22 protein-coding genes and 2 pseudogenes are annotated in these 26,079 nt (G+C 71.2%); 16 read left to right on the top strand and 8 right to left on the bottom strand.

Annotation, left to right across the window (positions count from 1 at the left end):
* The first annotated feature begins 124 nt into the window (after positions 1 to 124).
* The 3 genes from AC07DF_RS07570 to AC07DF_RS07560 all read left to right on the top strand — a co-directional run bounded on the left by AC07DF_RS07570 (position 125) and on the right by AC07DF_RS07560 (position 4,125).
* Positions 125 to 1,348 carry an FUSC family protein gene (locus tag AC07DF_RS07570; RefSeq protein ID WP_478967921.1) on the top strand — a complete coding sequence of 408 codons (1,224 nt, stop codon included), beginning with the start codon at positions 125 to 127 and terminating at the stop codon, positions 1,346 to 1,348.
* A 209-nt stretch (positions 1,349 to 1,557) separates the two neighbouring features.
* Positions 1,558 to 3,075 carry a catalase gene (locus AC07DF_RS07565; protein WP_478967919.1) on the top strand — a complete coding sequence of 506 codons (1,518 nt, stop codon included), beginning with the start codon at positions 1,558 to 1,560 and terminating at the stop codon, positions 3,073 to 3,075.
* A 123-nt stretch (positions 3,076 to 3,198) separates the two neighbouring features.
* Positions 3,199 to 4,125 (top strand): hypothetical protein, encoded by a 927-nt coding sequence (locus AC07DF_RS07560; protein WP_478967917.1) that lies wholly within the window; start codon positions 3,199 to 3,201, stop codon positions 4,123 to 4,125.
* Positions 4,126 to 4,351: 226 nt separating this feature from the next.
* Here AC07DF_RS07560 and pdxR read toward each other — a convergent pair whose 3' ends face one another.
* The gene (pdxR, locus tag AC07DF_RS07555) at positions 4,352 to 5,809 is read right to left on the bottom strand and encodes a MocR-like pyridoxine biosynthesis transcription factor PdxR (protein ID WP_478967915.1); all 1,458 of its coding nucleotides are present in this window, start codon (positions 5,807 to 5,809) and stop codon (positions 4,352 to 4,354) included.
* 46 nt (positions 5,810 to 5,855) lie between these two features.
* Here pdxR and AC07DF_RS07550 point away from each other — a divergent pair, with 46 nt between their 5' ends.
* On the top strand, positions 5,856 to 6,797 hold the full coding sequence (locus AC07DF_RS07550; RefSeq protein WP_478967913.1) for an aldo/keto reductase: 942 nt from the start codon (positions 5,856 to 5,858) through the stop codon (positions 6,795 to 6,797).
* A 284-nt stretch (positions 6,798 to 7,081) separates the two neighbouring features.
* Positions 7,082 to 7,177: pseudogene (locus AC07DF_RS07545) on the top strand (IS5/IS1182 family transposase); the annotation flags it as partial.
* Between the two features lie 158 nt (positions 7,178 to 7,335).
* Here the strand turns inward: AC07DF_RS07545 and AC07DF_RS07540 are convergent.
* Both AC07DF_RS07540 and AC07DF_RS07535 read right to left on the bottom strand, forming a co-directional pair.
* Entirely contained in the window at positions 7,336 to 7,851 is a 516-nt protein-coding gene (locus tag AC07DF_RS07540; protein ID WP_478967911.1) for a hypothetical protein, read from the bottom strand.
* Complete coding sequence (locus tag AC07DF_RS07535) at positions 7,848 to 8,828, bottom strand: polymorphic toxin-type HINT domain-containing protein (protein ID WP_478967909.1); 981 nt, start codon at positions 8,826 to 8,828, stop codon at positions 7,848 to 7,850. Before AC07DF_RS07535 ends, AC07DF_RS07540 begins: the two co-directional genes overlap by 4 nt.
* A 96-nt stretch (positions 8,829 to 8,924) precedes the next feature.
* On the opposite strand from AC07DF_RS07535, the gene AC07DF_RS07530 reads away from it, so the two are divergent.
* Entirely contained in the window at positions 8,925 to 10,910 is a 1,986-nt protein-coding gene (locus tag AC07DF_RS07530) for a trypsin-like serine protease (RefSeq protein WP_478967908.1), read from the top strand.
* A 306-nt stretch (positions 10,911 to 11,216) separates the two neighbouring features.
* On the opposite strand, the gene AC07DF_RS07525 is transcribed toward AC07DF_RS07530, so the two are convergent.
* Together AC07DF_RS07525 and AC07DF_RS07520 are read right to left on the bottom strand one after the other, a co-directional pair.
* Entirely contained in the window at positions 11,217 to 12,281 is a 1,065-nt protein-coding gene (locus tag AC07DF_RS07525) for an aldehyde dehydrogenase family protein (RefSeq protein WP_478967906.1), read from the bottom strand.
* 100 nt (positions 12,282 to 12,381) lie between these two features.
* Positions 12,382 to 13,771: pseudogene (locus AC07DF_RS07520) on the bottom strand (glycoside hydrolase family 43 protein).
* A 215-nt stretch (positions 13,772 to 13,986) separates the two neighbouring features.
* On the opposite strand from AC07DF_RS07520, the gene AC07DF_RS07515 reads away from it, so the two are divergent.
* The 4 genes from AC07DF_RS07515 to AC07DF_RS07500 all read left to right on the top strand — a co-directional run bounded on the left by AC07DF_RS07515 (position 13,987) and on the right by AC07DF_RS07500 (position 17,743).
* Positions 13,987 to 15,411, top strand: coding sequence for an amidase (locus AC07DF_RS07515; protein ID WP_478967904.1), 1,425 nt, complete (start codon positions 13,987 to 13,989; stop codon positions 15,409 to 15,411).
* A 20-nt stretch (positions 15,412 to 15,431) separates the two neighbouring features.
* Entirely contained in the window at positions 15,432 to 15,650 is a 219-nt protein-coding gene (locus tag AC07DF_RS07510) for a hypothetical protein (RefSeq protein WP_478967903.1), read from the top strand.
* A gap of 134 nt (positions 15,651 to 15,784) precedes the next feature.
* Positions 15,785 to 17,254 carry an SPFH domain-containing protein gene (locus AC07DF_RS07505; protein ID WP_478967901.1) on the top strand — a complete coding sequence of 490 codons (1,470 nt, stop codon included), beginning with the start codon at positions 15,785 to 15,787 and terminating at the stop codon, positions 17,252 to 17,254.
* A 42-nt stretch (positions 17,255 to 17,296) separates the two neighbouring features.
* A complete protein-coding gene (locus tag AC07DF_RS07500) occupies positions 17,297 to 17,743 on the top strand; it encodes a type II toxin-antitoxin system PemK/MazF family toxin (protein ID WP_399017164.1) in 447 nt (148 codons plus the stop codon).
* On the opposite strand, the gene AC07DF_RS07495 is transcribed toward AC07DF_RS07500, so the two are convergent.
* Entirely contained in the window at positions 17,728 to 18,555 is an 828-nt protein-coding gene (locus AC07DF_RS07495) for a TIGR02452 family protein (protein WP_478967898.1), read from the bottom strand. The genes AC07DF_RS07500 and AC07DF_RS07495 overlap by 16 nt on opposite strands.
* 291 nt (positions 18,556 to 18,846) lie before the next feature.
* On the opposite strand from AC07DF_RS07495, the gene egtA reads away from it, so the two are divergent.
* From egtA to AC07DF_RS07470, 5 genes are all read left to right on the top strand, one after another.
* The gene (egtA, locus tag AC07DF_RS07490; protein ID WP_478967896.1) at positions 18,847 to 20,148 is read left to right on the top strand and encodes an ergothioneine biosynthesis glutamate--cysteine ligase EgtA; all 1,302 of its coding nucleotides are present in this window, start codon (positions 18,847 to 18,849) and stop codon (positions 20,146 to 20,148) included.
* Entirely contained in the window at positions 20,145 to 21,482 is a 1,338-nt protein-coding gene (gene egtB, locus AC07DF_RS07485) for an ergothioneine biosynthesis protein EgtB (protein ID WP_478967894.1), read from the top strand. The genes egtA and egtB overlap by 4 nt, the downstream gene beginning before the upstream one ends.
* Positions 21,482 to 22,309, top strand: a complete 828-nt coding sequence (gene egtC, locus AC07DF_RS07480; protein ID WP_478967892.1) for an ergothioneine biosynthesis protein EgtC — start codon at positions 21,482 to 21,484, stop codon at positions 22,307 to 22,309. The genes egtB and egtC overlap by 1 nt, the downstream gene beginning before the upstream one ends.
* A complete protein-coding gene (egtD, locus tag AC07DF_RS07475) occupies positions 22,306 to 23,268 on the top strand; it encodes an L-histidine N(alpha)-methyltransferase (protein WP_478967889.1) in 963 nt (320 codons plus the stop codon). The genes egtC and egtD overlap by 4 nt, the downstream gene beginning before the upstream one ends.
* Positions 23,269 to 23,401: 133 nt before the next feature.
* Entirely contained in the window at positions 23,402 to 23,617 is a 216-nt protein-coding gene (locus tag AC07DF_RS07470) for a dodecin (protein WP_478967887.1), read from the top strand.
* A 24-nt stretch (positions 23,618 to 23,641) separates the two neighbouring features.
* Here the strand turns inward: AC07DF_RS07470 and AC07DF_RS07465 are convergent, their stop codons facing one another.
* Positions 23,642 to 23,887, bottom strand: a complete 246-nt coding sequence (locus AC07DF_RS07465) for a hypothetical protein (protein WP_478967885.1) — start codon at positions 23,885 to 23,887, stop codon at positions 23,642 to 23,644.
* An 83-nt stretch (positions 23,888 to 23,970) separates the two neighbouring features.
* Entirely contained in the window at positions 23,971 to 24,465 is a 495-nt protein-coding gene (locus AC07DF_RS07460; protein WP_478967882.1) for a phosphatase domain-containing protein, read from the bottom strand.
* A 103-nt stretch (positions 24,466 to 24,568) separates the two neighbouring features.
* Here AC07DF_RS07460 and AC07DF_RS07455 point away from each other — a divergent pair, with 103 nt between their 5' ends.
* A complete protein-coding gene (locus tag AC07DF_RS07455; protein ID WP_478967880.1) occupies positions 24,569 to 25,777 on the top strand; it encodes a right-handed parallel beta-helix repeat-containing protein in 1,209 nt (402 codons plus the stop codon).
* The last annotated feature ends 302 nt before the right edge of the window (positions 25,778 to 26,079 follow it).

Genomic DNA, 26,079 nt, shown 5'->3' with positions numbered 1-26,079 from the left:
GTCCTGGCGGCGCTCGAGCCGGCCCGGCGGGGAGGGCGGGTATGGCCTCTGCCACGGTCTGCGGTGACCCGGACGGGGTACCTCGTGACCCGGCAGTCGTGGTGGAACGAGGACGGGAGAGACGATGACCGAAGCCGCTGCTGGAGCACCGCGTCCACAGGCGGCGTCCCCGGGCCGGCCGGCCCGGGTGCGGCAGTGGTTCGGCCGGGCGGGTTCGGACGGGCACGAGCGGCACACCCTGGCCCTCATCGGCAAGAGCACCCTCGCGGCCACCGTCTCCTGGGTGATCGCGAACGATGTCATGGCCGCGCAGTCGCCGGCGTTCGCACCGTTCTCCGCGGTGCTGATCATGCAGGTCACCGTCTACCAGTCGCTGGTGCAGGCCCTGCGCTACGTCGGTGCGGTCGCCGTGGGCGTGGGACTGCAGGGAGTGCTGGGCCTGCTGGCCGGCCCCCACCTGCTCACCTTCGTGCTGGTGACGCTCGCGGCCCTGGCCATCGGACGGTGGCGGCCCCTCGGTTCCCAGGGCTCCCAGGTCGCCACCGCGGCGTTCTTCGCCTTCTCCACCTACGTCGCCGCCACCAGCGACGCACAGCGCTGGTCCCAGCTCGGGCAGATCATCGTGCTCGTGCTCATCGGCTGCGGCATCGGCGTCGTGGTGAACACGCTGGTCCTGCCTCCCCTGCGCCACCGCAGCGCCGAGTACGGCATCCACACCCTCGCCCACTCGCTGTGCGACCTGATCGGCGACATGCACCCTGCGCTGCGCGGAGGCGAGCTCGACGCAGAACGCACCCGGCACTGGCGCCGGCGCGCCTCCCACCTGGCACCGATCGTGCAGCAGGCCCAGTCCTCGGTCCACACCGCCTGGGAGAGCACGCTCTACAACCCCCGGCGTCTGTGGCGCCGTCACCGCCACCGCACGTCCTTCGACGGATACCAGGCCGTCATCGACGCCTTGGAACGCGTCTCCCACCAAGTGGCCTCCATGACCCGCAGCCTCGACCAGTGGCACGATGCCCACACCGGCCAGGAGGGAGCCGGCTTCGCCCGCTCCTACGGCGAGTTCCTGGCCTCCCTCGCCCACGTCGCGGAGTTGCTCAGCCAGGTCGACGGGGACCGTCTGCGAGACCAGGCCCACCAGTTGTGCGAGGCCGCCGCGGAGGCTCAGCGGTGCCGCGACCGGCTGGAGGACGATGCCCGGGCCGGCTCCCTCCCGCTCAGCGACCCCGCCCAGCCGTACGGCATCCTCATGGCCGAGGCCACCCGGCTGACGGACGAGTTCCAGCACACCTGCGATGTGCTCAAGCACGGCGTCGACGAAGCCCACGGATGCGAGCAGGGCTGAGGCCGAACCCTCACAGGTGTCCGCAGGAGAGTGTTTCTTCGGCCTCGTCAGGCAAGACGGACACAGCCCCGGGAAGGTCTACATATTGGTCGCGAAAGCGATGTTTGTGGCAGCCGGGGAAGGTCACCTGCCCTGAACGGGACCGACAGGCTCCGGGCGCGGGCGGCGCGCCCGGTACGCCGCTGCTCCGCACGACGAAAGGCAGATTCATGACGGAGACCTCACCTGTCACCACGACCGATTCCGGCGCCCCGGTCGAGAGCGACGAGCATTCGCTCACCGTGGGACCTGCCGGTCCGATCCTGCTGCAGGACGCCTATCTGATCGAGCAGATGGCGCAGTTCAACCGGGAGCGGATCCCCGAGCGCCAGCCCCACGCCAAAGGAAGCGGTGCCTTCGGCCACTTCGAGGTGACCCACGATGTCAGCGCGTACACCAAAGCAGCGGTCTTCCAGCCAGGCACCCGCACCGACCTGGTCACACGCTTCTCGACCGTCGCGGGTGAGCGCGGCAGCCCGGACACCTGGCGCGACCCGCGCGGCTTCGCGGTGAAGTTCTACACCAGCGAAGGCAACTACGACATGGTCGGCAACAACACGCCGGTGTTCTTCGTGAAGGACCCGATGAAGTTCCAGCACTTCATCCGCTCCCAGAAGCGCCGCGCCGACAACAACCTGCGCGACCACGACATGCAGTGGGACTTCTGGACGCTCTCCCCCGAGTCCGCACACCAGGTCACCTGGCTGATGGGCGACCGCGGCATCCCGCGGACCTGGCGCCACATGAACGGCTACACCTCCCACACCTACATGTGGATCAACGCCGCCGGCGAGCGTTTCTGGGTGAAGTACCACTTCAAGACCGACCAGGGCATCGAGTACTTCACCCAGCACGAGGCCGACCAGATGGCGGCCGCCGACACGGACTACCACACGCGTGATCTGTTCGAGCACATCCGCGACGGCGACTTCCCCAGCTGGACCCTCTACGTGCAGGTGATGCCGTACGAGGAGGCCGCGGGCTACCGCTTCAACCCCTTCGACCTCACCAAGGTGTGGCCGCACGGCGACTACCCGCTGATCCCGGTCGGCCGTATGACGCTCGACCGCAACCCGACCGACAACCACGCGCAGATCGAGCAGGCGGCCTTCCAGCCCAACAATCTCGTCCCCGGCATCGGCCCCAGCCCGGACCGCATGCTGCTGGCCCGGCTGTTCTCCTACGCGGACGCGCACCGCCACCGGATCGGCGGCAACTACCAGCAGCTTCCGGTGAACGCCCCCGTCGTCGACGTCCACACCTACTCCAAGGACGGGGCGATGGCGTACCGCAACACCACCGACCCGGTGTACGCCCCCAACTCCAAGGGCGGCCCCGCGGCCAGCCCCGCGCGCTACGCCCCGCCGAGCTGGGAGGCCGACGGCGCCATCACCCGTGCGGCCTACGTCAGTCATCCCGAGGACGACGACTGGGGCCAGCCCGGCACGATGGTGCGCGAGGTCCTGGACGACGCCGCGCGCGACCGTCTGGTCGACAACGTCGTCGGGCATCTCCTCAACGGCGTCTCGGAACCCGTCCTCAAACGGGCCTTCGAGTACTGGTCGAACATCGACAGGACCATCGGCGAACGCATCGCCCAGGGCGTGCGCGACAAGGCGGACGAGAAGGATCCGAAGGCCGCCGAGCAGGGCAATCCCGCGCGGCGCGACATGCAGCACAAGGCCTGACGGATCGAATTCCCAGCGCACGCTCGGCGCCGCGTTTCGCTGCCTGGACCGCACTGACCGCGCATCGATTCACATCATCAATCAAAATGGTCGAAAGGACGCCAAAATCGCGGAGGCGTGGCGATGCGCGGCAACGCCGAGAACGACGACGAATCCGTTGCGGAGTACGACGACGAGCACGGTGACGAGCTCGACGCTTACGACGAGGAGGACGCGGCCGGTGAGAGCCCCGATGTCTTCCTCGACGTTCCGGTCCTGAAGGTCGAGGAGATCGACCTGGACGTCGAGGACCTGCGGGCGCATGTCTCGCTGCAGGCCGAGGTGCTGGATCTGCTCAAACTGAATGTGGGCGCCGACGTCACGCTCGGCCGGGTGCACCTGGGCATCTCGGGTGTCGAGGCCCAGGCCCAGCTCAAGGTGCGTCTCCACCACGTCGCGAAGATCATCGACCGAGTGCTCACCACGATCGACCAGAACCCGGAGATCCTGCACGAGCTGGCGCGTGGAATCGGCTCCGCCGTGCAGGATGTCGGCGGCGGAGCAGGTCAGGCCGTCGGGGAGGTGGGTACGGGTGCCGGACGAGCCGTCCAGGAGGTCGGTCAGGGCGCGGGGACGGCCGTACGGGACGTGGGCCAGGGCGCCGGGGCCGCCGTACAGGACGTCGGTCAGGGCGCCGGAGCCGCCGTACAGGACGTCGGTCAGGGCGCCGGAGCCGTGGCACAGGATGTCGGTCAGGGAGCCGGGAAGGCCGTTGAGGGCGTGGGCGCCGGCGCCGGGCGCGCGGTGGAGGACGTCGGCCAGGAGACGAGCCGGACCGTCGGGAAGGCCAAGGAGGTGGTGGGCGGCGCCACCGGGAGCGTGGCCGGACAGGCCTCGGACGAGACGGATGCGGCAGGCGGCACGGCACGGGAGGGCGCGGAGGGAAAGCGGGGGCGGGCCGGCCGGAGCGAAGGCGGCACCCGCACGCGCCGGGTGCGCGGCGAGGACGGGAAGCTGCCACCGAGGTCCAGTCGCCGCCGTACCGCCAAGGAGCCCGAGGAGCCGCCCTGAACACGAGGCCCGGCAGCCGGGAGCCCGGCGGGGGACATCTCGTTCCGGTCGACGGTCCACGCCGAACGGCTCCGCTTCACACAGGAACCCCGGACAGCCGTCCGCTTCCCCGGCACCGGGGAGCGAGAGTCGACGAGCCACAGCGACCGCACCCACCTGCCGGACCCGGTCGTCCCCGGTCAGGAGTACCGGGACGTCACCGTCGCCTACCGCCTCGCGACCCGGCTCACCGAGGAGCCGGCCCCCCGCCGGCCGCCCCGCTGACCGGCGGCGCCGTCGTGGAGCGCAACGCTTCGCGCAGGAGCGCCACGGCCGGGGGGATCTCCATGTCGCTGATGTTGCCGTACCCGAGGACGAGCGCGGGTTCTGCCGACCGTTGCGCGCGATAGTCGTCGAGGTCCGCCAGGCGCAGTCCGGCGGCGGTCGCGGCCCGGACCGTCCCGGGGGTGTCGGCGCCGTCCGGTAGGTGGAGCAGGATGTGCAGCCCGGCGGCGGTGCCCGCGACCCGGCCCTCCGGTACCTGGGTGCCGAGCGTCCGGACCAGCAGGTCCCGGCGGGCGCGGAACCGCCGCCGCGACGCGCGCAGGTGGGCGTCGTACCACCCGCGGTCGATGAAGGTGGCGAGGGCGAGCTGGTCCAGCACCGGTGGCGCGGCCGCGACGAGGTTCGCCGCCCGGAGCGCCGGGATCGTAGCGGCGGGAGCGACCAGCCAGCCCAGTCCGAGTGCCGGCGACAGGGTCTTGCTGACCGAGCCGAGGAGGAAGACCCGGCTCGGGTCCATCCCCTGCATGACCGCGACCGGGTGGTGGTCGTAGCGGAACTCGGCGTCGTAGTCGTCCTCGATGACGAAGCCGTCCACCTCGCGGGCCCAGCGCACCAGACGGGCCCTGCGCGCCGGCGAGAGCACCGTGCCGGCGGGAAACTGGTGTGCCGCGCCGACGACGACGGCCCGGGCCGGCGTGCGGGCCAGGTCGTCGACGCGGAGGCCGTCGTGGTCCACCCGCACCGGGTGCACGCGCAGGCCGGCGCTCGCCGCGGCGTCCCGCAGCCGCCCCCAGCCCGGGTCTTCCACGGCCAGGTCGGCGATCCCCTCGGCGCGCAGTGCTCGGCAGGTGCGTACCAGACCGTCGGTGACGCCGGCGCACACGGACACGCAGTCGGCGTTCGTGTCCGCGCCGCGTGAGCGCCGCAGGTACTGCGCGACGGTGGTGCGCAGCACCGCGTGTCCGTCGGGATCGGGCAGGCCGAGGTCGTAGTGGACGGCCGAGCCGGTGACCGTTCGGACGGCGTCCGCCCAGCGGCGGCGCGGAAACGCCCGCAGGTCGGCCAGGCCGGGCGCGAGGTCGTACCGGATCGGTGTCCGCGCCGGTGGGCGCGGCACGCGGGAGCGCGGCGGCGAGGTGTCCGGTGACCACGAGACCCGCGTGGCCGAGCCGACCCGGGCGGAGAGGTAGCCCTCCGCGATGAGCTGCCCGTAGGCCTCCGTCACGACCCAGCGGGAGCAGCCGAGTTCTTCGGCGAGCGCCCGGCTCGGTGGCACGGCGGCGCCTTCCGCCAGCCGGCCGTTACGGATGGCAGTGCGCAGCGCGTAAGCCAGACGATCGTGCAAGCGCCGCGCTCCGCGCTCCGTCGGACTGATGTCCAGCAGCGTCGCCCACGCGAGATTGGTCTGGGAATCGGCCACAAGATTGGAGCGTACCGCCGATCCGAATCTGCCTACCGTGATGCGCATGATTGAAAACCTGGCTCTGGGCGCCATGCTGTTCGGCACGGTTCAGGACGAGCGCGGCTCGTACGAGCTCCTTGATCGTTTCGTGGACGCCGGAGGCGTCTGGATCGACACAGCCAACTGCTATTCGTTCTGGGCGGACCCGAGCGGTTTCGGGGGGCAGAGCGAGACGTTGCTCGGGCGCTGGCTGGCGAGCCGCCCCGGCGTCCGTGACCGCGTCAGGATCAGCACCAAGGTGGGCTGCGAGCCGACCGAGGCGGGCCGGTTCCCGGAGACCGCGGAAGGTCTCTCGGCCGGCACCGTCAAGAGCGGGATCGAGGGCAGCCTCCGACGACTCGGTACGGACCACGTCGAGCTGTACTGGGCCCACAAGCCGGATCCGGCCGCCCCACTGGAGGAGACGGTCGCCGCGTTCGGCGAGCTGGTGTCCGCGGGCACGGTCGGACGTCTCGGCTGCTCCAACTACCCTGCCTGGCAGATCGAGCGGGCCCGTCAGATCGCGCGCGCCAACGGCCTCGCCGGTTTCACCGCGGTGCAGCAGCACCACACATATCTGCGACCGCGCCCCGCCACCCAGCCCACCGTGGTGCACCGGTTCGGTGCGGTCACCGACGAAGTGCTCCACTACCTCGAGCACCACCCGGACATGGCTCTGTGGGCCTACACGCCGCTGCTGAGCGGCCGTTACACCCGCACGGACAAGCCACTGCCGACGGAGTACGACCACCCCGGCACCACCCGCCGCCTCGCGGTACTCGACGAGATCGCCGCCGAGACCGGCACGAACCGCAACCGGGTGGTACTGGCGTGGCTGACCGGAGGCAACCCGGCTGCCACACCGATCGTCGGCGTCAGCACGGTCGAGCAGCTGGACGAGGCGGTCGCGGGGGTGTCCCTGGAATTGACCGCTGACCAGCGCGAACGCATGGACTCCGCGGTGTGACTTCGCGGGACGGGGCCGGCGATCGCCGTCGTCCAGGGCGCGGCCTTCGGCCGGGATGCGAGGTGGTTCCACCCGTTGGATGGTGGAGTCATGAACCAGCACCACCACCCCCATCGGGTCATCGAGATCGATACCCGCCTCGTCAGGACGGGTGCCGTGCTCACCGCGGCCGGTGCCATGGTGGCGGGCGTCGGCATGGCCATCGGGGCCTACGCCGTGTTCACGGCAGGTCGGCGCATGATCCGCGACATGGACGTGCCCCCGACCCAGCAGGCGGCCGCGCCAAGGGCTGGCGGCTCCTGCGGAAACTCCGCTGCAGCACCAACCGCATCACCAACGTCGTGAAGGCAGTAGTCGTCCTTCACCACGCGTCAGCGTGAGGTTGGAAAACGCTCACTGGTTCCTCCCCTGGGCCGCGCCCAGGCCGTGCTGTGGCATGTGCTTCTGGTGCCGCATGTGGAGGCGACGAAGGTTCCTCACGAAATGCGGCGGCTCGCCGAGGAGGGCCTCGGCGAGCCGCTTCGTCCGGACCGTTACGTCACTTGCCACCCGTGGTTGCCGACTGCAACAGCGTGCAGTCGGAGTTCCACGAGGGCAGATCATGCCGGACTTGGTCGAGATCGTGCCCCGGGTAGCTCGGTGGTGCATCAGAGATTCCGTGGGCATCCAGAAGGTAGAAGTCCGCGCTTACTCCACTGACAGAAAATTCACCGTCAGGGAAAAACTCCAACTCCAGCAGGAATCTGTCGGCGTCGGCTCCGGAGGGCCGACTGGACGTCACCGAGAACGCCATCAGCTTCCTCTCCTGCGTCGCTCCGCTCCAGTGGAACGACTGCAGTCCGCGGACCACGAGGAGTGCGGAATTTCCTGTTGGATAGAACAACGCACCGCGCATGTCGAACAGCAGCGCCGCCCGATTCGCGGTCGGGCACACTCTGCAGTCCAGGAGTTGGGCGTCATCCAGGGCGTCTGGTTCCTTCAGCGGGTCCCAGCCGATGGGCTCCGGAGCCCGCCGGTAGTCCTGGGACGTGAAGAGTTCTTCTACAAGGGTCATGGGATCGGGATGTGCCAGTAGGGGTCGGATTTGGTCGGGGTCTTTCCGGTCATCGGATGGATGACCTGGCCTGCGTCGTTCAGATAGTTTATGTAGCCGTTGGGGTAGGGATGCGGACCGCTGGTCACCGGATCCATGACGCGCACGTATTTGACGCTCTTGTGGAATCCGGCAGCCGTGGCTTCTGCTGCCTTGATGTCATAGATCCACCCCTTCAGGTTGTTGGCCGTGGCAATGGCCTTGCGCCCCTTGGGGAGCCAGAGCTTTTCGCCCTGGGGTCCGACTATGTCGGCGATCAGACACCTGCTGTTGTGGACCAGCACCGGGGTGTCGCCTGCGAAGACATAGTACGAGTGCAGGTCCTCGACGGTGAGGTTGTACGTCCGCGCGTGCTGGTGGAAGAACCGGGTCGAGCGCAGGGTGACCGTGTCGCCGGCGTCGGTCCTGAGTGTCATGCCGGGCTCGAGGGCGGCCGCCTCGACCCACTTGCCCGCGGACGGCGACCAGAACGGGTGGTCGTCGGTGGCCGTCACCATCTCCTCGCCGCGCGGCGAGGAGATGGTCAGCTCGGAGAAGTACTTGTCGTCGTCGGTGACGATGAGGTCGGTGACCTTGCGCGGCCCGGTCTTCTGGGTTGCAGGATCTGTGGCCAGCACCTCGTCGCCGACCTGGACGGACTCGATGGCCTTGACCGAGTCATCGGCCATCAGAACCTTGGTGCCCGCCAGGAAGCACTCGGCGCACTTCTGGGCCGCGCGCGCGGCGCGGCTGCTGTCGACCGCGCCCTCGACGCCCTCGAGGCTCTTCTTGAGGAGCTTGAGCTTGCCGACGGGCAGGATGTTGACGGCCGCCAGGGCGCACTTGCCGAGAGTGGGGTTCTTCGCGCAGTCCTTGGCGTCGTTCAGGCCGAGGATCTCCCAGGCGGCTTCCTTGATCGTCGGGTCGATGGTGGGGAACACGAGTTTGTGGCCCGCCATGGCGCACGGAGGGAGGCTGTCCCGGTTCATCGGGATGTAGCACTTGGGCTTGCTCTCCTGTTGCTTCTTGCGTGCTTCGCGGACTCCGGCACCACAGTGCCCCCTGGCGCCCCGAAGACGAAGACCACCGCAGTTGTCGGCCCTTCCGAGCTGTCCAGCAACCACATCCTCGACACCCGGCGCCAGGTCGTCGAACTCGTACCGCGATCCGACCGCGACGTGGTCCTGGCCCGCCTGGGCCGGCCCGTCACCAAGGTCGCCCCGATCGCTCTGGCTTCTTCGGCGCCCGCCGCCGGGGAGGAGCTGAAGTTCGCGGGGTACGGGCGCACCGCGGCCGAGTGGGCTCCCCTTGACCTGCACACCGGTGTCTACACGGTGAACTCCGCGAGCGGCACTACTGCCGCCGTCACCGGCAAGGGTGGCGCGGCCGCGTGCGCGGGGGACGCGGGCGGTCCGGTCGTACGCGAAGCGGGCGGCACAGCTTCACTCGTCGGGCTCAGCAGCCAGTCCTACCAGGGTGGCTGCTTCGGAGCCGATCCGGCCGAGAGCCGCACCGGCGGTGCCGTCGCCCGCGTCGACGACCTGGGCGCGTGGGTGAGCTCCACCGTCGGCGCCCCGCGCATCACCGACTTCAACTGCGACGGCACCGAGGACATCGCGGTCTCGGACCCCAAGGCTGTGGTGGGCGGCGTCGACGCAGCGGGCGCGGTCCGAGTCGTCTACGGCGGCGGCAAGGGCACGGCCTCGATCGACCAGGACCTGGACTGGGTGCCGGGCACTGCCGAGGCCGGTGACTGGTTCGGCGAGACCATCGAAACCACCGACCACAATCAGGACGGCTGCACCGACCTGGTCATCGGCACCCCGTCCGAGGACATCGGCACCACCGACGACGCAGGCATGGTCGACGTCGTCTACGGCGGGCCGGGCGGCCTTGGCACCAACTCGGTGAAGAACACCCACTTCGAGCAGAACTCCGGCCCCGGCTCCCTCGGCGCTTCGACGCCGGAAACCGGAGACCGCATGGGTCAGGCACTGGCCGCCGGGTCCACCGCCTCCGGGGAACCGTTCCTGGTGATCGGTGCGCCGGGTGAGGCCCTTGGTTCCGTGCCCAAGGCGGGCATGGTCTTCTACGTGCGCGACAGCACCAGCATCGGCATCACGACCGCCAACGTCGGCATTGACCAGGACAACACGGGCGTGCCCGGTTCTGTGGAGGCCAACGACGGCTTCGGCGGCGCCGTCGCAGCCGACGCCAACCGCATCGCCATCGGCGCCCCGGGTGAGGCCATCGACGCTGACGCCAACGCCGGCAACGTGGCGGTCTTCTCCCACAAGCTCAACAGCGAGAAGCGGCCAACGCCGCTACTGGGTCTCGACCAGGACCTGGACGCCGTCTCCGGCGGATCCGAGGCCGGTGACCAGTTCGGCAAAGCGCTCGCCCTGGTTCCCTACCGGCCCTCCGGAGCGGCAGCGGCAACCGACTCCATCCTCGCTGTGGGAGCACCCGGCGAGGACTTGGACATCGACGGTGTCAACAAGACCGATGCCGGCAACGTGATCACCTTCCGGGTCCCCGCAGCCGGCGGCTACAACCAGCTGAACGTGTACAGCTCGGGCACCGCCTCGGACGACGTCTCCGGTACCTCGGAGAGCGGGGACCGCTTCGGCCAGACCCTGACCGCCGTCAACACCACGCCCCGTGCGGTGAGCACCTCGGCGTCGATGAAGCTGGCCGTCGGCGCGCCCGGCGAAGCCGTCAGCACCGCTGCCAAGGCCGGCGCCATCACCACCTTCTCGCTGCTCGCCGCTCCGGGCGCGAACGACCGCTGGATCGAGGCCGGTACGTCAGGCATCCCCGGCCCGGCAGGCGCCGACCATCAGCTGGGCGCGAGCATCCGCTTCACCGGAACCAACCTGTACGTCGGCATGCCCTACGGCCCCGGATCCAAGGGGACACTCCTGGCCCTGCCCCTGTCGAACGTGACCGCCGGCGGAGCCAACGCCGCCAGCACCACCTACGAGCCCGGCCAGGGCGGCCTCCCCGCCACCGGCTCCCGATTCGGCTACGCGGCCCGCTGACGAAGCCTCCGCAAAAGGCGCTGAGCGCACGCAACGTCCTGAAGGAACGCATCCTTCGGGACGTTGCACTCCCTCGCCAGCCCTTGCCGACGCGTCGGCTGTCCGGTCGCACGATCCGCACGTACCGGGCCTCCGCGTCCTCGGGCTGCCCGCACGGAGCGTACGCAGGCCAGGGCGAAGCGCTTCCCCGCCGGCGCATGACGCGCTGGCATCACCCGGCCGGGTTGAGAGGCCGCTGCGTCTCCTCCAGTTCGGTGCTGCGGCGGCTGCGGAGGCGGGTATGCCGCCTGGCGCCGGCGGATCTCCTCAATGAGGTGCTGAATCTGTCGCAGTCGCTCCGGCGAGAGCTCTAGGTCGGTGGCCGAGCGCCGCTCCCGACCGACCGGCGCGCGTGTGGTCGGGTAGCCGGTGCTTTGGGATCTCCCCCAGTCGGCCTTCTCCCGGAGTACCGGCAGCTTGCCGAGCACGACGACCATGAGGTCGAGCAGCGCACCGAGGATGCGCGGCCCGCGGCTCGTCGTGTCGGTCACCGCGGTCACCGGTCCTGGCGGAACGGGTCGGCGGCGTCGCCGCGCAACACCGCGTGCACGAGCTGGACGACCTCGCGGGCGGCGCCGGCGGCCGTGACCGGAGCGTGGATCGTGCAGGAGCGGTCCGGGTGGAGTTGACCATCAGCTCCCATCCGCTGTCCGGGACAAGATCCGGACAAGTCCCTGACAGCACCTCTCCGGCGACGAGTTCGTCCGCGAACCGTCGCGCCCGAGCCAGGCTGGTCGTCTCGACATAGGCGGAGAGCCCGTACTCCGTGCCGTTCGCGATGGCGAGGGCCTCGTCGTCCGTGGTGAACGGGGTGATGGCGAGTACGGGACCGAAGACCTCACCCTGGGCGAGCTCGGAGCGGGGATCGACATCCGCGAACACCGTGGGCTGCATGAAGTAGCCGCCCGCCAGTTCACCGTCGAGCTTGTGCGGCGCGCCGCCGGTGACGAGCCGGGCGCCGTCCCGCTTCGCTCGCTCGATCATCCCGAGGATGCGGTCGAAGCCCTCCTGGTTCACGATCGGGCCGGACGCGGTCTTCGGATCGAAGGGATCCCCGACCGCAATGGACCGGGCGACTGCGGCAACCCGCTCCACGACCTGGTCGTAGACGGTTTCCTGAACGAGCATGCGGGTGGCCAGCGCACAACCCTGGCCGCTCATCGAGCCCACCGACCTGAACGCGCCCCGGGTGCAGGCGACATTCAGGTCCGCGTCGTCGAAGACGACGTTCGCGGACTTGCCGCCCAGCTCCATCACCGCCGGCTTCATACTCTCGGCACAGCCGTGCAGGATCTTGCGCCCCGTCTCAAGCTCACGGACTTCTACCCACAACTAGTGCACACTCGGCCGGGAACTCCAGGGGAATCGAGGGAAGAGGAGGGAAGCATTCCGCAACCGTCATCGCGTTGGCCCAGTTCGGCAGGGGCGCAGGTCACCCCCAAGCCGTCACCGGCACGAACGAACTGTCCTGCCGGAACAGGTCCGTTCCATTCGAGCGTTCCACGCGGAGCTGGTAGGCGTAGTGGCGCAGGTAGTGCCCCGGGTAGTTGTACGACTCGAAGCGGACGGAGCCCGACGCCGTGCCGGTCCGGAGGACGAACGTGGCGTCCTTGGCGAACGCGCTCGTGCCGTCGTCCGGGTCGAAGCGGGCGCGGAAGTCCCAGTGGCGCAGGTAGTTGCCGGCCGCGTCGCGGAAGGAGCAGCCGTTCGCGTCGGCGAGGCCCGCGACGACCGTGAAGGTGGCGGGCCTGCTTCTCGGCGGTGGTGCTGGAGCCGCTGACCACCGGCAGGTTGAGGAGCGCGGACTGCTGCTGCCAGTAGCGGGTCGGGTAGTTGGCGGAGCGGAAGGAGCGGGTGGTGTTCTTCGCCAGGCTCGGGCCGCCCGAGACCGTCTCCTTGACCACCGTGAAGTGCCGTGCGGTGCCGGAGATCGCGGGTAGTGCGGCCGGTGCCGACCAGGTGGCGAAGGTGTCGTGGCTGTCGCTGTAGTAGTAGTTCCCGTCGCCGTAGCCGTCGAAGAAGATGCGCCAGCCGCCGTTGTCCAGCTGGACCAGGGCGGGGCCCTCGCGGTAACTGCCCCAGCCCGCCCAGTCGCCGGTCCTGCGGATCGTGTACGGGCCGGTGAGGCTCGAGGCGGTCGCGTACTCGATGTACTTCGTCGTCTCGTTCTTCGGGAACGCGTGGTACGTCGAGCCGATCCTCACGATGAACGTGTCGATGTGGTTGGCGCCGATGCCGGAGAGTGCGACCGGTGAACTCCACGCCGTGAGGGCGGAGTTCGTGGCTCTCAGCCGGTACGGCGTGAAGATCCACTCGTCGTTCGCGGTGGAGCAGGACACGATGATGTTGACGCTGCCGTCGCTGTCGACGAACCATTCGGGCGCCCAGGCGCGGGAGAGGTTCGCGACGGGGACGGTGTGGTCGTACATGAACGTCCAGTTGAGGCGGTCGGAGCTGCGGGCGAAGCCGATGGTCGTGCTGGTGTCCTGCCAGGTGCGCGTGGTGTAGGTGACGTAGTAGAAGCCGTCGGTGTGTCTGAGGATGCTCGCGTCGCGGATCCGGCCCGCCGGCGGCCGGTAGGCCGAGGAGCGCAGCAGCCGGAAGTCGGTGGCGTCGTCCGACTGGTAGACGTCGACCGTGCCGTCGTCGCTGTTGAGGAACGGCACGATCGTGTAGCGGGTGGCCGAGCCGTTCGGCGGTGCGGCGGCCAGGGCGCTGCCGAGCAGTCCGGGGGTCTCACCGAGCAGCAGCGCCGAGGCGGGCAGGGCGGCCAGGGTGCGCAGCAGGGTACGGCGGGACGGGGTGGCGGGACGGGGGGTCATCTGCGGCTCGCTCTCGACTCAGTGGGTCGATATACCGAACAAGGTTCGGAAAGTCGGTCAGAAGGTAGAGCTGAGGCAGAAGTGCGTCAATGGTTCTGTACGAGCGCCGCAGAACCCAGAAGGGATCGGTGAACATCCACTTCCGTCGCCGCCGTTCCGTCACCGGCCACCGGACGTTACCGTTCGGTAGACCACCCGCTTCCGGAGGTGTCCCCATGACGCTCGACCGCGCCGCAGGCCTGGCGGAGACCGCCCGTGCGCTGGCCGCCGGGGAGGTGACGTCCCGCGCCCTGGTGGAGCACACGCTGGCGCGGATCGAGGCGACACAGGGCAGCCTCAACGCCTTCCGGATCGTCCGGGCCGAAGCCGCTCTCGCCGAGGCCGAGGCGGCCGACCGGGAACTGTCCACGGGCGCGCGCAAGCCGCTGCTCGGCGTCCCCGTGGCGGTGAAGGACGACATGGACGTGGCCGGCGAGCCGACCGCCTTCGGCTGCTGCGGGGAGTTCCCGCCGGTCGCCGAGGACGGCGAGGCGGTACGGCGGCTGCGCGCGGCCGGGGCCGTGATCGTCGGCAAGACCAACACCTGCGAGTTCGGGCAGTGGCCCTTCACCGAGGGGCCCGCGTTCGGCGCGACCCGCAATCCGTGGAGCACGGAGCACACGCCCGGCGGATCGTCCGGCGGCTCGGCCGCCGCGGTCGCCGCCGGGCTGGTACCCGCCGCGCTGGGTTCGGACGGTGCCGGCTCGGTGCGGATCCCGGCCGCGTGGACCCATCTGATCGGCATCAAACCGCAGCGCGGCCGGGTCTCCACCTGGCCGCGCGGTGAGTCCTTCCAGGGCATCACCGTCAACGGCACCCTGGCCCGCACGGTCGCCGACGCGGCCCTGCTGCTGGACGCGGCGAGCGGCAACCACGCGCTGGACCCGCACCGGCCCCCGGCCGTCGACGCCTCGGCGGCCGTCGGCCGCGACCCCGGGCGGCTGCGGATCGCGCTCTCCCTCAAGCCGCCGTTCACGGCGGTGCCCGCCCGGCTGCGCCCCGAGGTCCGGACCCGGATCGTCGAACTCGCCGAGCGGCTGGCCGCGTTGGGGCACACGGTCGAGGAGGCGGACCCGCCGTACGGGCAGATCGGGCTGACCTTCGTGCCGCGGGCGACGGCCGGGATCGCCGAGCGGGTGGGCGAGGCGCCCTTCCCGGCGCTGCTGGACCGGCGCACCCGGGACGCGGCCCGGCTGGGCCGCCTGCTGGGCGGGGCCCCGCTGCGGGCGGCCCGACGGGCGGAGGCCGTCCTGCACCGCCGTATCGGAGGGTTCTTCACCTCCTACGACGTCGTCCTCGCGCCCACGACCGCCGCTCCCCCGCCCCGCATAGGCGCCCTGCTCGAACTCAGCGGTTTCGCCACCGACCGCGCGATGATCGCGGCCTGTCCGTACGCCTGGCCGTGGAACGTGCTGGGCTGGCCGGGCGTCAATGTGCCCGCCGGGTTCACGGCGGACGGCCTGCCCGTCGGGGCCCAGTTGCTGGGGCCGGCCGACAGCGAGCCGCTGCTGGTGCAGGTGGCGGCCCAACTGGAGGCGGAGCTGCGCTGGTACGAGAAGTGGCCGTCGCCCCCGGTCACGGCGCGTTCCGCTGTCGCCTGAGCGACCGTACGCTGTCTGTCATGGCGGACGCGTCGATGGTCGGGCTCATGGGGCGGGTCACCGGAACGATCGGGCCCGGGCTGGTCGGCGAGGTGATCGTCCGGGTGCGCGGCGGCGCCGAGCACTTCCTCGCCCACCCTGCCTCCGCCACGGACCGCATCGAGCCGGGCACGGTCGTGACGGTGGTCGACTACCTGCCCCCGAGGACCGTCTACGTCACGGCGGCGTACGGCAGTTGAGCCCGCCGCGACGCAGGTGAGAGCCGTACGCGTCAAGGTTCGGGCAAGAATGCGCCGGTCCCTGTACCCGGGCCCCGCGCAGGAGCACACTCCCCTTCGTTCGGTGCCGAGAGGGCACCATCCAAAGGGGGCGAATGCCGATGGTCGTCGGCGTCGTGGCAGGGGCGGTGGTTGCCGCCGTGCTCGCATCGATCGGTCTGTTCAAGCTCATGTGGCGGGTCGCGGAACCCAACGAGGCACTGATCATCTCGGGTTCCAAGCACCGCACGGAGGGCATCGAGGAGGGCATGGGTTTCCGCATCGTCACCGGGCGCGGCACGCTCGTGATGCCCGGTGTGCAGGCGGTGCGCAAGCTCTCGCTCGACCTGAACGAGACCGAACTCCAGGTGGACTGCGTGACCCACCAGGGCATTCCGCTCAAGGTGCGGGGCGTGGTCATCTTCAAGGTGGGCGACGACTTCGTGTCGATCGCCAACGCGGCCCGCCGCTTCCTCGACCAGCAGAAGCTGATGTCGGAGCGGGTGCACAACGTCTTCGCCGGTCATCTGCGGTCCATCGTGGGCGGGCTGACGGTCGAGGACATGATCAGGGACCGGGAGAAGCTCACCGGTCAGACGCGGGCCGCGTGCGGCACCGAGATGGAGAAGCTGGGTCTGATCGTGGACTCGCTGCAGATCCACGAGATCGAGGATCCGACCGGATACATCCGGAACCTCGCCATGCCGCACGCGGCGGCCGTGCAGCGGGACGCCAGAATCGCGCAGGCGGAGGCGAACCGGCTGGCCACGGAGGCCGAACAGCAGTCGTTCGCCCGGATGGCGGAGGCCACCCGGGACAGCGAGATCCTCCAGGCCGGCTACCAGGCCGAGCGTGACAAGGCAGCCGCCAAGGCCCGGCAGGCCGGTCCGCTCGCCGAGGCCGGGGCGAGGCAGGAGGTCGTCGTCCAGGAGACGCGGGTGGCGGAGCTGGAGGCGCACCGGCGCGAACAGCAGCTCCAGGCCGATGTCCGCAAGCCCGCCGACGCGGCGGCCTACGAGACGCGCACCCTGGCCGAGGCGGAGCGCGACGCGCGGATCTCGGGGGCGCAGGCCCAGGCCAAGGAGACGGAGCTGGCGGCCGCCGCCGAGGCGACCCGGGTCAAGACGGCCGCGGGTGCCGAGGCCGAGGCGACCAAGGCGCGGGGCGAGGCGGCCGCGCAGGCCACCCGGGCAACAGGTGAGGCCGAGGCGGCGGCCGCGCAGGCCAGGGGGCTGGCCGAGGCGGAGGCCGCCAAGGCCAAGGGACTCGCCGAGGCCGACGCCATCAAGGCCCGCGCCGCCGCCCTCGCGGAGAACCAGGAGGCCGTCGTCGCCCAGCAACTCGCCGAGAACTGGCCGGAGATCGTCAAGGCCGGAGCGTCCGCCTTCGGCAACGTCGACAACATGGTGGTCCTCAACGGCGCCGACGGCATGGCGGACATGTTCGCCAAGGCGCTCACCATGGGCGGCACAGGGCTGGGCCTGGCCCGCCGGCTGCTCGCGTCGATGGACCGGAACGGGCAGGCGCCGCAGGGCACCTCGCCCCTCAACGGGCAGGCCCAGAAGGTACCGGTGGACGACAAGTGACCCGCCGGGTGTGACCACGGGGGCAGCCTCTAGGGTGCCCCCGTGACCCCGTTTACCGATGAGAACGTCCCGGGCCGCCACGGCCCCTCCGCCACCGTCCAGGCCGACCCGCGCGAGGTGGGCCGGGTCCGCACGGAGTACTCCCCCGCGCACGACGGCGACCCGGACCCCGGGGAGATCGTCTGGACGTGGGTGCCCTTCGAGGAGAACGACGGGCGCGGCAAGGACCGCCCGGTGCTTGTCGTCGCCCGCGAGGCCGGCGGCACGTTCCTCGCCGTGCAGCTGTCCAGCCGGGAGCACGACGGCGACCGGGAGTGGGTGCCGATCGGCAGCGGGCCGTGGGACCGGTCGGGCCGGTTCTCGTGGGTCGGCGTGGACCGGGTGCTGCGCCTGCACGAGGACGGCATGCGCCGGGAGGCCTGCGCGGTGGACCGGATGCGGTTCAACCGGGTCAGGCGCCGGCTGCAGGAACGCTACGGCTGGACCTGAAAGGTCTTCTCGAAGGCGCCCAGCACCGCGCGGTCCCGGGTCCGGTCCAGGATCCCGAACGCCACGTGCTCGAAGGTCTCCGCGAACCGGCCGCCGGGCTCCAGCAGCGCCCGGAACGCCCCCGCCACCCGGGCCGGGTCGTTGCGGAACACCCCGCAGCCCCAGGCGCCCAGCACGAGCCTGCGGTAGCCGTGGGCGGCGGCCGTCTCCAGGACCCGCTCGGCCCGGAGGGCCAGGGCCTTCGGCAGCTCGTGGGCCCGCTCGGGTGCCGTGCGCAGCACCACGCCCGCGTTGGGCGCGGGCGAGGTCAGGAAGCCGGCGGTGTACGGCTCGTCCAGCAGCGCGCCCCGGTCGTCACGGAAGACGGGCACGGCGGGTGAGTGGATGACACGGTCCGTGTAGAACGGGTCGCGGTGGGCCCGGTGGTGGTCGTAGTACGCGCGGGCCTGGAGCAGACAGGTGTACAGCGCGGAGGCCCGGCACAGGGCCTCCTCCTGGGCCTGGGCGCCGTTCAGGTAGCCGCCGCCGGGGTTACGGGCCGAGGCGAAGTTCAGCACGGCCACGTCCCCGCCGAGCCGGCGGGCGGCCTCCAGGCTGCTCTCGCCCGTGACCTCGACGAGTGTCCGGACCTGTGCCGGTGTCACCCGAACGGAGGGCACGGGTACCGGTTCCGGCCCGTACAGCCGCGTGCCCTCGCGCGCCGCCCGCAGTTCCCCTGCGATGGACACCTCGCGGCCGTTCGGCGCCCGGTAGGCCCCCGTCGCCACGATCTGCTCCGTCTGCCGCGCGATATCGCGCAGGCGCGCGCTCACGGCGCCACCCCCGTGCGCGCCGTGACCGCGCACCCCGCGGCCTGCTTTGTCGTGCTCACGCAGGCATCGTGGGTGATACCGGATCGGCGGCGCAACGGAGTTTCCGCCGTCGGAGAAACGCCGGGGAAAGCACCGGGAAACGCCCGGTCGGCCCGGATGACCGGCCTGGAACGCCCCGGTTCGCCCCCTTGTGCCGAGCGACGCGAAGGTCTTGGGTGGGATGAGTGATCCCGGCCCGGGCCGCCAAGAGCCCGGTCCGATGGCATGGTGGAATCTCAGGAGGATCCCGACATGTCCGATTCGGTAAGTGGCTGTACCGAGCCACCCACCGCCCTGTCCGCCGCAGACGTCGAGGCCCTGGTCCGCGGCATCTGCTTCAAAACCGGCCCGCCACGCCGCCTCGGTGTCGAGGTGGAATGGCTCGTCCACGAGCTGCGCGCACCGCAGCTCCCCGTCACACCCGAACGACTCGAAGCGGCCTACGCCGCACTGCGGAACCTGCCTCTGAGGTCGGCGCTCACCGTGGAGCCCGGCGGCCAGCTGGAGCTGAGCTCGCCCCCCGCCGACTCGCTGACGGAGTGCATCGGTACCGTCTCCGCCGACCTCGACGCCGTACGCACGGTTCTGCGCGAGGCCGGCCTCGCGCTCGTCGGCCTCGGCCACGATCCCTGGCACGAACCCCGCCGGTTCCTGCGCGAACCGCGCTACGACGCCATGGAGCGCTGCCTGGACCGCACGGGCCCCTCCGGCCGCGCCATGATGTGCACCTCCGCCTCCGTGCAGGTGTGCCTCGACGCCGGCCACGAGGAGCCCGGGCCCCTGGGCCTGGTGCGGCGCTGGTGGCTCGCCCATCATCTGGGCCCGGTCCTGGTGGCCGCGTTCGCCAGCTCCCCGCTCGCCGGTCACCGGCCGACCGGCTGGATGTCCACCCGGCAGCTGCTGTGGACGCGGATCGGCGCGGGCCGGGCCGGCGCACCGCCGCTGGACGCCGACCCGCGCGGCGCCTGGGCCCGGCACGTGCTGGACTCCCCCGTGATGTGCGTACGGCAGGACCGCGCGCCCTGGGACGTCCCCGAGGGGCTCACCTTCCGGGAGTGGATCCGGACGGGGGTGCCGAGACCGCCCACGAGGGAGGACCTCGACTACCACGTCACGACGCTGTTCCCGCCGGTCAGGCCACGCGGCCACCTGGAACTGCGCATGATCGACGCGCAGCCCGGGGACGACGGCTGGATCGTGCCGCTGGCCGTGACGGCGGCGCTGTTCGACGACCCGGAGGCCGCCGAGACCGCCTACCGGGCCGTGAAGCCGCTGGCCGAGCGGACGCTGGGGCTGCCCGCGCCGCACAACCCGCTGTGGCTGGACGCGGCCCGCGGCGGGCTGGCCGACGCCGAACTGCGCGAGGTGGCCGTCACGTGCTTCACGACCGCGCTGGACGCCCTGCCCCGGCTCGGCGCCGCACCCGAGGTCGTGGAAGCCGTCTCGGCCCATCTGGACCGCTATGTCGTCCGGGGCCGCTGCCCCGCCGACGACCTGCTCGACCGACAGCGCGCCATGGACGGTCGCGCCCACGGGAAGGACATCCGCCCATGACCGACACCGATCCCGCCGTCGACACCGACACCGTCGACCCCGAGATTCTCCGCGAGCGCGCGGTCGCCTCGCTGGTCGTCGCACGCGACCGCACCACGCTGCTGACGAGCTGTGTCGAGGAGCCCGACCTGACCACGCAGCACTCGCCGCTGATGTCGCCGCTGGTGTGGGACCTGGCGCACATCGGCAACCAGGAGGAGCAGTGGCTGCTGCGGGCCGTCGCCGGGCAGGAGGCGATACGGCCGGAGATAGACAGCCTCTACGACGCCTTCGAGCACCCGCGGGCCGAGCGGCCGAAGCTGCCGCTGCTGTCGCCCGGTGAGGCGCGCACCTATGCGGCCGACGTCCGCGGCCGGGCGCTGGACGTGCTGGAGCGGGCCGCGTTCCACGGGACGCGGCTGACGGAGGCCGGGTTCGCCTTCGGGATGATCGCGCAGCACGAACAGCAGCACGACGAGACCATGCTGATCACGCATCAGCTGCGCAGGGGCCCGCAGGCCCTGACCGCGCCGGACCCGGAGCCGGTGCCGCTGTTCACCGGCCCGTCCGAGGTCCTGGTCCCGGGCGGCCCGTTCACGATGGGCACCTCCGGTGAGCCGTGGGCCCTGGACAACGAGCGTCCCGCGCACCGGCGCGAGGTCGCGCCGTTCCACATCGACACCACGCCGGTGACGAACGGCGCGTACCAGGCGTTCATCGAGGACGGCGGCTACAACGACCCGCGCTGGTGGACGGCGGACGGCTGGGCCCACATCCGCCGGAACTCCCTCGCGCACCCGCTGTACTGGCGGCGGGACGGCAGGCAGTGGCTGCGCCGGCGCTTCGGCCTCACCGAGGTCGTACCGCCCGACGAACCGGTGCTGCACGTGTGCTGGTACGAGGCCGACGCCTACGCCCGCTGGGCCGGACGCCGGCTGCCCACCGAGGCCGAGTGGGAGAAGGCGGCCCGGTACGACCCGGCCGGTGACCGTTCCATGCGCTACCCGTGGGGCGACGCCGACCCGGGCCCCGAGCACGCCAACCTCGGCCAGCGGCATCTGCGTCCGGCGCCCGCCGGGAGCTATCCGGCCGGTGAGTCCCCGCTCGGCGTGCGGCAGCTGATCGGCGATGTGTGGGAGTGGACGTCGAGCGACTTCCTGCCGTACCCGGGGTTCAAGGCGTTCCCGTACAAGGAGTACTCGGAGGTCTTCTTCGGGCCCGACTACAAGGTGCTGCGCGGCGGTTCGTTCGCCGTGGACGCGGTGGCCTGCCGGGGCACGTTCCGCAACTGGGACCATCCGATCCGGCGGCAGATCTTCTCCGGGTTCCGCACGGCCCGCTCGGAGGAGGTCTGATGTGCCGTCATGTGGCGTACGTGGGGCCGAAGGAGCCGCTGGGGCGGCTCCTGGTCGATCCCCCGCACGGCCTGTACCGGCAGTCGTGGGCGCCTCGGAAGCAGCGGTACGGGACGGTCAACGCCGACGGTTTCGGCGTCGGCTGGTACGCCGGGGGCGACCCGGTACCGGCCCGCTACCGCCGGGCCGGGCCGATCTGGGCGGACCTGTCCTTCGCCGATCTCGCCCGGGTCGTGACGACGGAGGCGCTGCTCGCGGCGGTGCGGGACGCGACACTGTCGGGCGCGGACGCGGAGGCCGCGGCGGCGCCGTTCGCCGCGGGGACCTGGCTGTTCAGCCACAACGGCGCGGTCAAGGGCTGGCCGGGTTCGCTCGCGCCGGTGTCCCGGAGCCTGCCGCCGGAGGACCTGCTGTCGCTGGAGGCCCGCAACGACTCGGCGCTCGTGTGGGCGCTGGTGCTGGCCCGGCTGCGCGGCGGTGACGAGGAGGGCCAGGCGATGGCCGACACGGTCCTGGAGGTCGCCGCCGCGGCGCCCGGTTCACGGCTCAACCTCCTCCTGACCAACGGCGACACCATCACCGCGACGGCCTGGGGCGACACCCTCTGGTACCTCACCCGGCCGGGCGGCGGCACGGTCGTGGCCTCCGAGCCCTACGACGACGATCCGCACTGGCAGGAGGTCCCCGACCGCACGCTTCTCGCGGCGAGCCGCACGGACGTGCTGCTCACACCGCTGAAGGAGCCGGCCGGCCCCCTCGTCCCCTCCCCCGCGCTCGGCTCCGCCCGAGCGGGGGGACCCCCATCCCCGAAGGAGCCCCGCACGTGAGCCCGTTCCGTCTCACCCGCACCCTGCCCGAGGACGCCACGGACGCCGCGCTGCGCGCCGACGTCCACCGGGGCCTGACCGGCACCCCCAAGGCGCTGCCGCCGAAGTGGTTCTACGACGCGCACGGCAGCGACCTGTTCGAGAAGATCACCGAACTGCCCGAGTACTACCCCACGCGCGCCGAGCGGGAGATCCTGCTCGGGCGCTCCGGCGACATCGCCGCGGCGACCCGGGCCCGCACCCTGGTCGAGCTCGGCTCCGGCTCCTCCGAGAAGACGCGGCACCTGCTGGACGCCCTGACGGAGCTGCACACCTACGTCCCCGTCGACGTCAGCGGCAGCGCCCTCACCCAGGCCGGGCAGGCGCTCGCCGCCGAGCGGCCGGGGATCGACGTGCACGCGCTGATCGCCGACTTCACGGCGGAACTGACGCTGCCGGACACGCCGGGACCCCGGCTGGTGGCGTTCCTCGGCGGCACGATCGGCAATCTGCTGCCCGCCGAGCGCGCCGCGTTCCTGGCGTCGGTGCGGGGCCTGCTCGCCCCGGGCGACGCCCTGCTGATGGGCACGGACCTGGTCAAGGACGAGGAGGTGCTGGTCCGGGCGTACGACGACGCGGCCGGGGTGACGGCCGCGTTCAACAAGAACGTCCTCACCGTGATCAACCGTGAGCTCGGCGCCGACTTCGAGCCCGCCGAATTCGCCCACGTGGCCGTGTGGGACGCCGAACACGAGTGGATCGAGATGCGGCTGCGGTCCCGTACGGCGCAGACGGTGAAGGTGCCGGCACTCGACCTCGCCGTCGACTTCGCGGCGGGCGAGGAGTTGCGCACCGAGGTGTCGGCGAAGTTCCGGCAGGAGGGTGTGCGCGCCGAACTGTCGGCGGCGGGGCTGGACCTGGCCCACTGGTGGACGGACGGTGCCGGCCGGTTCGCGCTGTCGCTGAGCATGGCGCGCTGACATCCGGGAAACCCTGGGACGGTGGCGGAGCGGGAGGCGACGTCTCGCGCTTCGCCGCCGGGTGGGGCACGGTGGAATGACGCGTGACACCCGTCACTGGAACGTCAGACGTCACTGGAACAGGAGCAGCGGCATGTCGAACCACACCTACCGGGTCACGGAGATCGTCGGGACCTCGCCCGAGGGCGTCGACGCGGCCATCCGCAACGGCATCAACCGGGCCTCGCAGACCCTGCGCAATCTGGACTGGTTCGAGGTGACCCAGGTGCGCGGCCAGCTCGAGAACGGGCAGATCGCGCACTGGCAGGTGGGGCTCAAGGTGGGCTTCCGGCTGGAGGAGGGCGAGTAGGCCGCTGTGGTCCGAACGGCGGACTCAGTCCGGCAGGGGTGCCGAGGTGGCACGCCCCGGCCGCCTGCCCTCCGGCGGATAGTCGCAGTCGATGCTCGCCACCTCCCGGTCGCCGTCCTCGGAGTCGACCACGGCCACGCCGGTGCAGGCGCGGCCGTGTTCGTCGGTCCAGGTGACGATCTCGCTCCGGTCGGGCTTCGCACAGCCCGTGAGCAGCACGACGCCGAGGAGCGCGGCTCCCGCGAGCGCGCCCTTGTGGCTTCCCCTCATGGCAACCCCCGTTTGTGTCCGCTGTGTCTTGACACGGGGGGGGGAGTGCCCGGCGGAGGTGAACGCTCCGCCAACACGTGCTCTCAGGTCCGGCCTTCCCGCTCCTGAGCCACCTTCAGTTCGGCCGACCGGGCGGCCCAGTCGGCCCGGAGGACGGTGAAGCCCGCGCGCCGGGCGTCCTCGCAGACGAGTTCGTCGTCGTCGACGAGGACGCGGACGTCACGCGTGCGGGCGAGCCTTCGCAGGATCTCCAGCTTGGTGACCCGGGCGGGCCTGCGGTCGGCGTTCGGCCGCATGTACACGCGCCCTTCGGGCAGCTCTTGCGCGGCGAGCCAGTCGAGAGTGTCGCGCCGGCAGCGCTCGGGCCTCCCGGTGAGGTAGACGATCTCGCACTCCCGAGCGCTCTCCCGGACCAGCTCGATGCCTTCCGGGAGCGGCGGGTCCTGCGGCGCCGCCGCGAAGAAGCCGTCCCAGTCCCGCGGCCTGCGCTCCAGGAACCGCTGCCGGTGCGCGGTGTCGGCGAGGGTGTTGTCCAGGTCGAACACGGCCAGCGGGGCCTTGCTTCGCTCGTCGTTCACGCTGCCCACCTTAGGCCTGCGACGGCTTGCCGTCGCCCGGCAACCTTCACCCCCGTGGCGGCCACTGCTCTGCGACAGCAAGCGGGCAGAGGCAGGAGGCCGTATGCGCAACACGAGGATCTGGTCGGCGGCGGTGACGGGGGCGGCGCTGGCCATGGCGCTGGGCGGTCCGGCGGGGCCGGCGGCCGCCGCGGGCACGACCCTGGTCGTGGCGCCGAACGGGGACGACTCCGCCCCCGGCACGCTCGCCCGGCCGCTGAGGACCATCCAGCGGGCGGTGGACCTGGCGAGGCCCGGCGACACCATCAGCGTGCGCGGCGGGGCGTACGCCCTCACGGACAACATCACCATCACCACCTCGGGGACCGCGTCCCAGCCCATCACCCTCGCCGCCCGCCCGGGCGAGCGTGTGGTCGTCGACGGCGAGCGACTGCCGGCCGGCCACACCCCGGTCGGCGGCAGCATCCCCCGTGCCGAGCGCGGGGCGGTCCACATGGAGGCGTCGCACTGGCGGATCTCGGATCTGGAGATCGTCAACGGCCCGTACGGGATCTACTGCGACGGCTGCGACGGCAACGTCTTCTCGCGCCTGAGCACGCACGACAACTACGAGTCCGGCTTCCAGCTCCAGGGCGCATCCAGCGGCAACCAGATCCTGGACCTGGACAGTTACGGCAACCGCGACCCGCGCAAGAACGGCGAGAGCGCCGACGGCCTGGCCGTGAAGGAGGGCAGCGGCACGGGCAACGTGGTGCGCGGCGCCCGGCTGTGGAACAACGTCGACGACGGCTTCGACGCCTGGGAGTTCGCCTCCCCGGTGACGATCGAGAGCACGGTGGCGTACGGCAACGGGTTCAACCGCTGGAACTTCCCCGACTTCGCGGGCGACGGCAACGGCTTCAAGCTCGGCGGCGGCAGCCCGGCCCCGGCGGTGGCGCACACCGTCCGCGGCAGCGTGGCCTTCAAGAACGCGAAACACGGCTTCACCGACAACGGCAACCCCGGCTCCCTCGCCCTGAGCCGCGACACCACGTACGGCAACACCGGAACGGGCTTCGACGCCGACATCTCGGGCGGGACCGCCCGGCTCACCGGCAACCTGTCCGTCGCGGACCAGCGTGCGGCGGCCGTCGGGGCGAAGACGGTCGCCGACGGCAACTCCTGGAACATCGGCGGCACCTGGAACGCCGCCTCGGTGCTGAGCACCGACCCGGGTCCGCTCACCGGCCCCAGGGCGGCGGACGGTGCGCTGCCCAAGGCGCCGGCGTTCCTCGTCCCACGCAACGGCACCGCCGTCGGCGCCCGTTTCTGATCCGGCTCATTTGAGACAGCCTGGCCGGATAAATGGTCCGGACTATCCACCGGAAACTCCTTTCACGCAGGCCGTCGCAGTATCGCCACCCCTTCACCGGGGACGTGAACGAGCCATGACCACAAGTCAATTGACCATCACAGTTGATGGCTCAAGCACGGCACTGACATACTCCGCATTCAGCCTCGCCACCACCCGTGGCCGGGGCTGGTCGGGGATCCCCACACAGAACCCCGAGGCCGTCCGCGTGATTCCGAACTGCGAGTTTCTCGGTTTCACGAGCCCCCCACAGAGCCCGCACC

Source organism: Streptomyces sp. NPDC044719 (assembly GCF_056433405.1).
This window is presented reverse-complemented; position numbering and strand designations above follow the sequence as displayed.